Origin of the sequence: Amycolatopsis sp. ATCC 39116, assembly GCF_000231075.2 — a bacterium.
Classification (GTDB): Bacteria; Actinomycetota; Actinomycetes; order Mycobacteriales; family Pseudonocardiaceae; genus Amycolatopsis_E; species Amycolatopsis_E tucumanensis.
The window spans coordinates 82,719-93,425 of the sequence record NZ_AFWY03000026.1; the positions used below are offsets into that span (position 1 = coordinate 82,719).

Sequence of the window (10,707 nt, forward strand, 5' to 3'; positions counted from 1 at the left end):
CGAACGTGGCGGAAGCGGCTCCGCCACATTGCAAAGCCTAATCGCGCAGGGCCTCGTGCAGGCGAGCCGCGGCGATGCCGCGCCGCCCGTCGCCGGGGCTCAGCAGGCGGTGCGCGTGCTCGTGGACCTGCAGGTCGAACGGGTGCCGCTCGCCGTAGGTCAGGGCCAAGTCGGGCTCGCGCGAGGACAGCACGGCCTCCCGCACGGCGACCTCCAGGTGGTCCCGCCACCGGGTGATGCCGGGCGCCTCGGACGCGGGCAGCAACGGCCCGGTGTAGCGGCGCACGGCCGTGGCGGTGTCCCCGGCCTTGAGCGCGGTCAGCACGTCGACGGCGTCGCAGTCGATCGGCGCGGTCAGGGCGTAGCGGCGGTTCGCCAGCGCGCCGCCGAGCATGCGCCGCAGGTGGGAGGCCTCGGCGCGCAACGTCGTGCTGGTGACGGGCAGGTCCCCGTACAGTGCTTCGCGCAACCCGTCGGGCGAGAAGCCGCCGGGTTCGAGCGCGAGCAGGGTGAGCACCTCCAGCTGCCGCGGCGACAACCGCAGCGGCGTGCCGTCGAAGGTGGCGCTGCCGGAGCCCAGGCAGGACAGCCGGATGCCCGGGGCCGCGGGCGCGCTGACGTGCAGCCGGGATTCGATGGCGGTGACGAGCGTGCGGACCGTCGACATGGCCAGCGGGTGCGACCGGTCCCAGGTGGTGGACAGGTCCAGGACGCCGAGGTGGCGGCCGCGCGGGTCGCGGATCGGGGCGCAGTAGCAGACCCAGCCGTGCAGGGCCGCGACCAGGTGCTCGGCGGAGAAGACGCTGCTCGGGCGGCCGGTGCGCAACGCCAGCGACAGGGCGTTGGTGCCCATGTCCGGCTCGTCCCAGCGGCCGCCGGGCGCGAAGTTCACGCGCTCCGCCCGCCGCCGCATGACCCGTCCGCCGCACGTCCACAGGATCGTGCCGGACTCGTCGGTGACGGCGGCGACGAACCCGGCGTCGTCGGCGATGCTGCGCAGCTCGTCGGCCAGTTCGGTGACCGGGGCCCGCAGCGGCGACTCGCGCCAGCGGGACCGCACCTCGTCACCGGCCGCGGGCGCGCTGTCCCGTGACGGATCCACGATGGACAGCGAACGTGCCCAGGATTCGGCCACTTCGCTGCGCAGTTCCAGGGTTTCCGGGCGTGCCTGAGCCGGCACCCAGCGGGCCCATTCCCGTTCCAGGGCCGCGCGGCGCTGGTGGAGCGCACTACGCTCTGCCATTTCCGCGACCTCGTCGTCCTCGTGCTTCCGGCGCGATGGTGCTCCATGATGCCTGACGATCGCCGCGGGCGCACCTACCCGCACGGAGGGTTCCAACGTCGCGCCAACGTTCGCCGGTCAGGCTCCGCGACATGGACTTCTGGGCTGAGCAGGCGCAACGGTTGCACTGGGACGTGCGGTGGTCGGAGGTTCTGGACAACTCCGGCGCGCCGTACGCGAAGTGGTTCACCGGCGGCAGGCTGAACGTGGCCCGCAACTGCGTGGACCGGCACGTCGAGGCCGGTTTCGGGGACCAGGTGGCGATCCACTGGGTCGGCGAGCCCGGTGACACGCGGGACATCACGTACGCGCAGTTGCGGGACGAGGTGTGCCGGGCGGCGAACGCGCTGGCCTCGCTGGGGGTGCGGGCCGGTGACCGGGTCGCGATCCAGCTGCCGATGATCCCCGAGGCGATCGTGGCGATGCTGGCCTGCGCGCGGCTGGGGGCGCCGCATTCGGTGGTGTTCGGCGGGTTTTCGCCGTCGGCGCTGCGATCGCGGGTGGACGACGCCGAGGCGAAGGTCGTGATCACCGCCGACGGGCAGTACCGGCGGGGCAAGGCCGTGCCGGTGAAGGCCGGTGTGGACGAGGCGCTGGCCGGGTCGGCGGTGGAGAAGGTGGTCGTGGTGCGGCGCACCGGGACGCCGGTGTCGATGGGCGAGCGGGACGTGTGGTGGCACGAGCTGGTCGACCCGCAGCCGGCCGCGCACACCGCCGAGGCGTTCGACTCCGAGCACCCGCTGTTCATCCTGTACACGAGCGGGACGACGGGGAAGCCGAAGGGGATCCTGCACACCTCGGGCGGCTACCTCACCCAGGTGGCCTACACACACGCCGCGGTGTTCGACCACCGGCCGGGCGAGGACGTCTACTGGTGCACCGCGGACATCGGGTGGATCACCGGGCACTCCTACATCGTGTACGGGCCGCTGGCGAACCGCGCGACGCAGGTGGTCTACGAGGGCACGCCGAACACGCCGCACGAGGGACGGCACTGGGAGATCGTCCAGCGGTACGGGGTGTCGATCTACTACACCGCGCCCACGTTGATCCGCACGTTCATGAAGTGGGGCGAGGACATCCCGGCGCGCTACGACCTGTCTTCGTTGCGGGTGCTGGGATCGGTGGGCGAGCCGATCAACCCGGAGGCGTGGCGGTGGTACCGCGAGCACATCGGCGCTGGCAAGGCGCCGATCGTGGACACGTGGTGGCAGACCGAAACCGGGGCCATCATGATCGCCCCGTCGCCCGGCGCCGCGGAGTTCAAGCCGGGTTCCGCGCAGACCCCGGTGCCCGGGATTTCCGCGGTGGTGGTGGACGACGCGGGCAAGGAGGTCGCGCCGGGTGAGAGCGGTTACCTGGTGCTGGACCGCCCGTGGCCGTCGATGCTGCGCGGCGTGTGGGGCGACGACGCCCGGTTCCGGGAAACGTACTGGTCGCGGTTCGCGGGCGCGTACTTCGCGGGCGACGGCGCGCGGTACGACGAGGATGGCGACATCTGGTTGCTGGGGCGGGTGGACGACGTCATGAACGTGTCCGGGCACCGCATCTCCACGGCCGAGGTGGAGTCGGCGCTGGTGTCCCACCCGGCGGTCGCGGAGGCCGCGGTGGTGGGCGCGGCCGACCCGACGACCGGGCAGGGGATCGTGGCGTTCGTGATCCCGCGTGGTGTCGCCGAGGTGTCGGTGCAGGAGCTGCGGGAGCACGTGGCGCGGGAGATCGGGCCCATCGCCAAGCCGCGGCAGATCATGGTCGTGCCCGAACTGCCGAAGACCCGCTCGGGCAAGATCATGCGCCGGCTGCTGCGGGACGTCGCGGAGAACCGCGAAATCGGCGACGTGACCACGCTGGCCGACTCCAGCGTGATGGCCCACCTCAAGGTTCCGGAGCGGTAGTTCGGTGGTGGCGGGCCCTCCGAGGTCGATCGTCGACCCATTTCCGGACGACGATCGACAACCGCCGGAGAGAGCGTTCCTGGTTCCCCCGCTGGAGCTCTATGCAGCGGGGGAACCAGGAAACTGAACTACGTATAGGACCCGCCGCAGCCCACGAAGCTCGTTCCACCTGCGGCCGCGCTCGGATCGAGACCGGACGGCCACAGTTTCGCGATCACACCCTTGCACGGTGAACAACACCCAGATACCGCCATTATCGCGACAACAAAATACCTGGTATCCCGCGTAACGTTCGTCCATTCCGGAACGACAAAGCGGCTGCATTGCTCCGAGATCGATTCCTTCGAAAAGGACGTCCCCATGCGCATGATCAGTCGCGTTCTCGGCACGGTCGGGGTGGCGGGTATCGCACTGCTGGGCCCGGCACCCGCGGTTTTCGCGGCGCAGCCGGCCGATCTCTACGACTGCGGCGACTTCACCTACCAGGAAGAAGCGCAGGCCATTTTCGACCAGACCCCGGGGGATCCGTACGGCCTGGACGAAAACAACGACGGCGTGGCGTGCGAAAGCCTGCCGCACAAGCCGTCGGGGCAGCCGTCCACCCCGAGCAGCAGCCCCGCCACCCAGGCGCCGCCCGTCACGGCGCCGCCTGAGACGACCACCGCGGACCTCGACTGCGCCGACTTCGCGACCCAGGCGCAGGCCCAGGCCGTCCTCGACGCCGACCGCAGCGATCCGCACCGCCTGGACGCCGACCACGACGGCATCGCGTGCGAGACCAAGTTCGGTGAGAAGAACTCCACCGGCGGCTCGCAGGTGAAGGTCAAGCCGGTCGGTGGCGTGGACACCGGCGGCGGCGACCAGGGCACCGACGCCGGCCCGGCGGTCGCGGTCGGGGCGCTCGTCCTCGTCGGCGGCAGCGCCGGCACCGTGCTGCTCATGCGGCGGCGCGCCGGCCGATGACCACCGCCCGATGGCGCCGATGGCTCGCGATCGCGGCCATCGGCGCCACCCTCACCGCCTGCGGCTCGCCCAGTGAGCCGCAGCCCGCGCCGGCCGCGCCCCCGACTTCGACGCTGCCGGCGCCGGTCTCCACCACCACCACTGCCCCGGTCGACGGGCCCCTGCCGCACTCCCGGCCGGTCAAGCTGGAGGTCCCGTCGATCGGCGTCAGCACCGGCCCGATCATCGACCTCGGCCTGGCCGACGACGGCGCGCTCGAAGTCCCCGGGGACGCCGTCACCACCGGCTGGTTCACCGGCAGCCCGTCCCCCGGCGAAACCGGGCCCGCGGTACTCGCCGCGCACGTCGACTACAACCACGTGCCCGGCACCTTCAACCGCCTGAAGGACACCAAGCCGGGCGACCAGGCGATCGTGCACCGGGCCGACGGGACCACCGCCGTGTTCACCGTCTACCGCGTCGAGCGGTACCCGAAGTCGCAGTTCCCGACCGACGACGTCTACGGCGACACCGCCGGCCCGGAGCTGCGCATGATCACCTGCGGTGGCGCGTTCGACCGCTCGACCCGCAACTACGCGGACAACGTCGTGGCCTACGCGCGCCTGTCGCAGGCCTACCGGGGCTGATCACGCCAGTGCTTCGGTCGGCGTGAGCCGGGCGGCGCGCATCGCCGGGTACGCGCCGGCGATCGCGCCGACCAGCGCCGCCACCCCGGCCCCGCCGAACAACGCGAGCGGCGGCAGCACCGCGGGCCAGTCCTGGGTGAGCGCGTACCCGGCGGTCACGCCGACCCCGGCCAGCACGCCCACCACCCCGCCGAGCAGGGACAACAGGACCGATTCGGCGAGGAACTGGCCCCGCACCTGCCGCCGCGTCGCGCCCAGCGCCCGCCGCAGCCCGATCTCGCGCCGCCGTTCCAGCACCGAGATCACCATCGTGTTGGCCACGCCGACCCCGCCGACCAGCAACGCGACCCCGCCCAGCGCGAGGAACAACGCGCTGAACGACGACTCGGACAGCCGTTTCGCCACCAGCGCCTCCGACGGCCGCGTCACCTCCACCTCGCCCGGCCGCTGCGGACTCAACGTGGCCGCCAGAACCGACCGCACGTCCTCCACCGCGGACTCCTCCGCCCGCACGTACACGGTCGTCGGGTGGCCGCCGAACCCGAGGCGCGCCTGCGCCACCTCCCAGCCGACGAGCACCGAGCGTTCGATCTCCGGCGCGAGCGGCATCGCGTCGAGGACGCCGGCGACGGTGAACCACTGACCGTCGATCCACACCTGACGCCCGGGTTCCCGAACCCCGAGCCGGGTCGCGGCGACCGATCCCAGCACCACGACGGGGAATCGCGAGTTCGCCGCGTCGAGGAACGAACCGGCGTGCAGGTGTCCATTGAGGACTTGGAGGAGTTCAGGCGTGGCCGCCAGCACGCTGAGCCCGGAGGTTTCGTCAGCGTCGACGTAGCCGGTCCGGCGGACGGTCGCCGACGTGCGCCCGGTGACGGCGGCGGCGGTGACCGGTCCGATGCGCCGCACGAGGGCGACGGAGCTGGTGGGCAGTTCGGCCTCGCCGCCGCCGAGCATCCGCTGGCCCGGTTCGGCGTGCAGGAGGTTGGTGCCGAGCGCGGCGAGCTGTTCCTGCAACGCGCGGGAACTGGACGCCGGGATGCTGACCACGGCCACGATCGCGGCGATGCCGATAGCGATGCCGAGCGCGGAGAGGACGGCCCGCAACGGCCTGGTGCGCACGCCGTGCAGACCGTGGCCGAGCACGTCCCGCGGGCCAAGGCGCGTCGGCCTGGGCAGCGGCTCCGGCGCCGGGACGAGGGTGCGCGTGGTCATGCCACCACCCCGCAGCCGACCCGCCGCCGGAGCACTCCAGCAGCGATCCCGAGCGCCGACAGCACATTCCCCGGGCCGAGCCGCGTCGGCTTGGGCAGCGGCGCCGGCGCCGGGACGAGGGTGCGCGTGGTCATGCCACCACCCCGCCGCCGGAGCACTCCAGCAGCCATCCCGAGCGCCGACAGCACGTCCCGCGGGCCAAGGCGCGTCGGCTTGGGCAGCGGCTCCGGCGCCGGGACGAGGGTGCGCGTGCTCATGCCACCACCCCGCTGTCCGAGCGCAACTCGCCGTCACGAACCTCCACCCGCCGGGGCATGCCGCCGGCGATCTCGGCCGAGTGCGTGATGACCACGACCGTCGTGCCGGCGGCGTTCAGTTCGCCGAGCAGCGCGAGGATCCCCTCGCCCGTGGTGGTGTCCAGGTTCCCGGTCGGCTCGTCGGCGAGGAGGATCGGCGGCCGGGTCACCACGGCGCGGGCGATCGCGACCCGTTGCCGCTCGCCGCCGGACAGCTCGCCCGGCAGGTGCGCCGCCCGGTGCGCGAGCCCCACCCGCTCCAGCGCGTCCCTCGCCAGTCCGGCCCTCCGCCGTCGCGGCACGCCCGCGTAGGCGAGCCCGCTCGCGACGTTGTCCAGCGCGGTCAGCCCCTCGGTGAGGAAGAACCGCTGGAACACGAACCCGATCCACGCCGCCCGCAGGGCCGAGAGCTGACGGTCCGGCAGGGCCGCCACGTCGTGCCCGCGCACCGCGACGGTGCCGGAGCTCGGCCGGTCGAGCGTGCCCATCAGCTGCAGCAACGTGGACTTCCCGGAACCGGACGGCCCGACGATCGCGAGCATCTCACCATCGCACACCCGCAGCGACACGCCCCGCAGAGCCCGCACCCCGCCGGGGTAGGTCTTGCCCACATCCGCCAGTTCGAGCACCGTCACGACGTCGTCACCACCCGCTGGCCCTCGCGCAGATCCCCGCGCACCTCGACCATCCCCCGCGCGAACAGTCCCGTTTGGACGGCCACCAGCCGGGTGCCGTCTCCCTCCACGACCTCCACCGCCAGCCCGCCCTCGGCGAGCGCGACCAGCGCGCCCACCGGCACCGCCAGCACGGCCGGACGGTTGCCGGTCGTGAACGTGACGTCCACCGGCGCCGAGTCGAGTTGCCCGGCCGCGGCGGCGTCGTCGAGCGTCACGACGACGTCGATGGTCGCCTCCTCGCCCTCCTCGCCGGGCGTGGCGGTGCTGCCCACCGAGCTGACGGTGCCCCGGGTCGCGCCGCCTCCGGTGATGTCCAGTTCCACCTTGTCGCCCTGCTTGGCGATGCCGCGCTTGCTGACCACGAGCTGCACGGTCACCACCCGCTGGGTCCCGGTCAGCTTCGCGATCTCGCCGCCGGCCGGGTCACCGATCTGCGCGGTCACCGACGCGACGCGCACCGCGCCGGGCCGCACCACGACCGCGTCCGGCGACAGCCGTCCGGTCTGCTCCAGCCCCAGCGCCTTCTGCCACCGCTTCAGCGCCGTCGCGGTCGCGTCGGTGAAGGTCGTGTCGGGCGTGCCGAACCCGGTGTAGCCGAGCGCGCGCAGGTTCTCCTCCAGCACCTGCACGTCCGGGCCCTTCGCCATGCCCGCCGCCAGTTCCCGGTACAACGGGATGTTCCCGTACAACAGCGGCACCGGCTTCGCGTCCACTGTGTACACCGCCTCCCCGCGCTCGATGACGTCGTTCGCCGCGGGCAGACCGGTGATCGTGCCGGGCAGCTTGCCGGTCAGCGACCGCTCGGCACCGTAGCCGAGGGTGCCGTCCTCGGTTTCCTGTGCGGCCAGGTCGGTGCGCACGACCTCGGCGGTCGCCGGTGCGGCCGGCCCCTCCGGCAACGCCGTCGCCGGGCTCGCCCCGGCCCGCGCCAGGATCACCGCCGTGCCGGCCCCGAGCAACGCCACGGCCACCGCGCCCGCGCCGATCCAGCGCAGGCGGCGACGGCGGCGCACCTGCTGTGGCCCGGTGCTCACCGTCCACCCTCCTCGTTGTTCTGCGTCTCCGCGCCCGGCGGCGAGTACTGCTGGCACGCCTCCATCGCCGCGGCCATCCTGGGGTCGTCCGGGCCACTGCCCTGGATCCGGATGCCGGGCTCGTCGGCCGTCGGGTCCGGCACATCCAGGCCGTGGTCCCGCAGGCACTTGGCCATCTGGCGCTGCCTGTCCAGGTCCTCGGGACTGACCGCCTTCGGCGCGCCCCCGTTGGGCAGCAGGTCCTTGCACGCCTCGGTGGCTTCCTCGGCCTTCTGCCGGTCGACGCCCTCCGGGATGGTGATGCCGATGCCGCCGCCGTCGCCGGCCTTCGGGTCCGGCATGTCGACGCCGTGTTCCCGCATGCACTTGGCGTACGCCCGCGCCTGGTCCTCCTCGGTTCCCGCGGCCGCGGCCTTCGTCGTCGAAGCCGGTGACGACAGGGACGCCACCCCGCTGCCGCCTCCGTCCGAATCACACGCGGTCAGCACCGCCAGCAGGCCTGCGGCCGCCAGCACCAGTCGAACTCGCATCGCTTCCTCCTCTGTCGGAGCCACAGGTCTAGCGAACGGGCGCGCTGGCGGCGTTAAGCGAATTCGCTTATCCCCCGCTTACCCCGGCGCGGGCAGACTGGCCGTGGGAAGGGGACGGGATGCGAGTACTCGTCGTGGAGGACGAGAGGCTGCTGGCGGACACGATCGCCGACGGCCTGCGGCGGTTGTCCATGGCCGTGGACGTCTGCTACGACGGCGATGCCGCGATGGAACGCGTCGGCGTGCACGACTACGACGTCGTGGTGCTGGACCGCGACCTGCCGGGCACGCCGGGCGACGAGGTGTGCCGGGCGCTGCTGGACGACGGCGGTGAGGCGCGGGTGCTGATGCTCACCGCGGCCGCCGGGATCGACGACCGGATCAGCGGGCTGGACACCGGCGCCGACGACTACCTGACCAAACCGTTCGCGTTCGGCGAGCTGGTCGCGCGGCTGCGGGCGCTCGCCCGGCGGGCCCGGCCCGCGCTGCCGCCGGTGCTGTCGCGCGCGGGTGTGGTGCTGGACCTCCCCCGGCACCAGGCGTCGCGGGACGGGCGGCACCTGTCGTTGTCCCGCAAGGAGTTCGCGGTACTGGAAGTGCTGATGCGGGCGGAGGGCGCCGTGGTCAGCGTCGAGGACCTGCTGGAGAAGGCATGGGACGAGCACGCCGATCCGTTCACCAACGCCGTCCGCGTCGCGATCGGCACGCTGCGGCGCAAGCTCGGCGACCCGCCGGTGATCGAGACGGTGCCCGGCGCCGGTTACCGGATCGGCTGATGCGGAACCTGTCGCTGCGCACCCGTTTCTCGCTGATGTTCGGCGCGCTGTTCCTGCTCGCCGGGGCGATCCTGTTGCTGGTCAACTACGTGCTGGTGGCGCGGTACCTGCCGGAGGCGTCCACGTTCACCAGCAGTGAGAACACCCCGGTGGCCGGGTCCGGGCCGCTGCACGTGAGCGGCCCGGACGTGGCTCAGTCCATTTCGGAGTACCGGGATTCGGCGGTGCGGACGCTGATCGTGGTGTCCGGCTTCGCGTTGCTGCTGACCGGGGCGCTGGCCGTGCTGCTCGGATGGCTGATGGCCGGGCGGGTGCTGCAGCCGGTGCACGCGATCACCGCGACCGCGCGGCGACTCGAGGCGGGCAACCTGGACCGGCGGATCAACCTGGACGGCCCGCCCGGCGAGCTGAAGGAGCTCGCCGACACCTTCGACACCATGCTCGACCGGCTCGCCACGTCGTTCGACAGCCAGCGCCGGTTCGTCGCGAACGCCTCGCACGAGCTGCGCACTCCGCTGGCCGTGCAGCGCACGCTGGTCGACGTCGCGATGGCCGAGGAGGACGCGAGCCCCGACCTGCGGCGGCTGGGCAGGCAGCTGCTGGTGACCAACGAGCGCAGCGAGCGGATCATCGAGGGCCTGCTGGTGCTCGCGCGCAGCGACCAGGGCCTGGCGAGCAGCGGCCCGGTGCGGCTCGACGAGGTCGCCGACCACGTGCTGGACTCGATGAGCGGGCTCGCGGCCTCGCGCGGCGTGACGCTGCACCGGTCGCTGCGGCCGAAAACCGTGCTGGGCGAACAGGTCCTGCTGGAACGCCTGGTGACCAACCTGGTGCACAACGCGATCCTGTACAACTCGCCAGGCGGTTCGGTGACCACGGAGGTGGACGGGGCGCTGGTCGTGGAGAACACCGGGCCGCCGGTGCCGGCCGAGGCGCTGCCCGGGCTGTTCGAGCCGTTCCGCCGCCTGACCGGCGACCGCACGTCCCACACGAACGGCGCCGGCCTGGGGCTGTCGATAGTCCGGTCGATCGCGCTCGCGCACGACGGTTCGGTGCGGGCGGACCCCGGGACGGCGGGCGGGTTGCGCGTCACGGTGGATCTGCCGGAAGCGCCGTGACCGTGCAGCCGCCCGCCGCGCCGGATCGAGTGGAGTGGGTTGCCGAATCACGGGGAGGCGGGCGCCCTGACCACTGGCGCAACCGCCCAGCGCGGTTGAGCGCGAGTGCCGCGCAGCCCAGTTAGGCGGCACTCGCGGCAGCCAGGCCGCCAGGCGATGCAACCGCGCAGCAGCCCAATCCCGCACCGTGAGTGCCGGGCCAGCCCAGCCGCGCGACGCCAGCGCCAAAACCAGCCCAGCCGCACGATACAACCGCCCAACAGCCCAAATCGCGCGCCACGAGCGCCGGGCC

General features: G+C 72.8%; 11 protein-coding genes. 5 read left to right on the top strand and 6 right to left on the bottom strand.

What is annotated here, in order from left to right; genetic code table 11:
* Window positions 1-37 precede the first annotated feature (37 nt).
* A complete protein-coding gene (locus AMY39116_RS0324440; RefSeq protein ID WP_027936199.1) occupies window positions 38-1,243 on the bottom strand; it encodes a helix-turn-helix domain-containing protein in 1,206 nt (401 codons plus the stop codon).
* A 131-nt stretch (window positions 1,244-1,374) separates the two neighbouring features.
* Between AMY39116_RS0324440 and acs the strand changes: the two genes are divergently transcribed.
* From acs to AMY39116_RS0324455, 3 genes are all read left to right on the top strand, one after another.
* Window positions 1,375-3,177 carry an acetate--CoA ligase gene (gene acs, locus AMY39116_RS43530; RefSeq protein ID WP_020420256.1) on the top strand — a complete coding sequence of 601 codons (1,803 nt, stop codon included), beginning with the start codon at window positions 1,375-1,377 and terminating at the stop codon, window positions 3,175-3,177.
* 360 nt (window positions 3,178-3,537) lie between these two features.
* Window positions 3,538-4,140: an excalibur calcium-binding domain-containing protein gene (locus AMY39116_RS0324450; RefSeq protein ID WP_020420257.1), complete on the top strand. Its 603-nt coding sequence runs from the start codon at window positions 3,538-3,540 to the stop codon at window positions 4,138-4,140.
* A complete protein-coding gene (locus tag AMY39116_RS0324455) occupies window positions 4,137-4,766 on the top strand; it encodes a class F sortase (RefSeq protein WP_020420258.1) in 630 nt (209 codons plus the stop codon). Before AMY39116_RS0324450 ends, AMY39116_RS0324455 begins: the two co-directional genes overlap by 4 nt.
* Here the strand turns inward: AMY39116_RS0324455 and AMY39116_RS0324460 are convergent, their stop codons facing one another.
* The 5 genes from AMY39116_RS0324460 to AMY39116_RS0324475 are packed head-to-tail and all read right to left on the bottom strand — an operon-like array spanning window position 4,767 to window position 8,521.
* Window positions 4,767-5,984 carry an ABC transporter permease gene (locus tag AMY39116_RS0324460; RefSeq protein WP_020420259.1) on the bottom strand — a complete coding sequence of 406 codons (1,218 nt, stop codon included), beginning with the start codon at window positions 5,982-5,984 and terminating at the stop codon, window positions 4,767-4,769. It lies immediately after the preceding gene.
* Window positions 5,981-6,241: a hypothetical protein gene (locus AMY39116_RS46280; RefSeq protein WP_157358678.1), complete on the bottom strand. Its 261-nt coding sequence runs from the start codon at window positions 6,239-6,241 to the stop codon at window positions 5,981-5,983. The genes AMY39116_RS0324460 and AMY39116_RS46280 overlap by 4 nt, the downstream gene beginning before the upstream one ends.
* On the bottom strand, window positions 6,238-6,915 hold the full coding sequence (locus AMY39116_RS0324465; RefSeq protein WP_020420260.1) for an ABC transporter ATP-binding protein: 678 nt from the start codon (window positions 6,913-6,915) through the stop codon (window positions 6,238-6,240). Before AMY39116_RS0324465 ends, AMY39116_RS46280 begins: the two co-directional genes overlap by 4 nt.
* Window positions 6,912-7,991 (bottom strand): peptidoglycan-binding protein, encoded by a 1,080-nt coding sequence (locus AMY39116_RS0324470; RefSeq protein ID WP_020420261.1) that lies wholly within the window; start codon window positions 7,989-7,991, stop codon window positions 6,912-6,914. The genes AMY39116_RS0324465 and AMY39116_RS0324470 overlap by 4 nt, the downstream gene beginning before the upstream one ends.
* Window positions 7,988-8,521 (bottom strand): hypothetical protein, encoded by a 534-nt coding sequence (locus AMY39116_RS0324475; protein ID WP_027936201.1) that lies wholly within the window; start codon window positions 8,519-8,521, stop codon window positions 7,988-7,990. The genes AMY39116_RS0324470 and AMY39116_RS0324475 overlap by 4 nt, the downstream gene beginning before the upstream one ends.
* A gap of 119 nt (window positions 8,522-8,640) precedes the next feature.
* On the opposite strand from AMY39116_RS0324475, the gene AMY39116_RS0324480 reads away from it, so the two are divergent.
* Window positions 8,641-9,297, top strand: a complete 657-nt coding sequence (locus AMY39116_RS0324480) for a response regulator transcription factor (RefSeq protein ID WP_027936202.1) — start codon at window positions 8,641-8,643, stop codon at window positions 9,295-9,297.
* Window positions 9,297-10,415 (top strand): cell wall metabolism sensor histidine kinase WalK, encoded by a 1,119-nt coding sequence (locus AMY39116_RS0324485; RefSeq protein WP_020420264.1) that lies wholly within the window; start codon window positions 9,297-9,299, stop codon window positions 10,413-10,415. The genes AMY39116_RS0324480 and AMY39116_RS0324485 overlap by 1 nt, the downstream gene beginning before the upstream one ends.
* Window positions 10,416-10,707 lie beyond the last annotated feature (292 nt).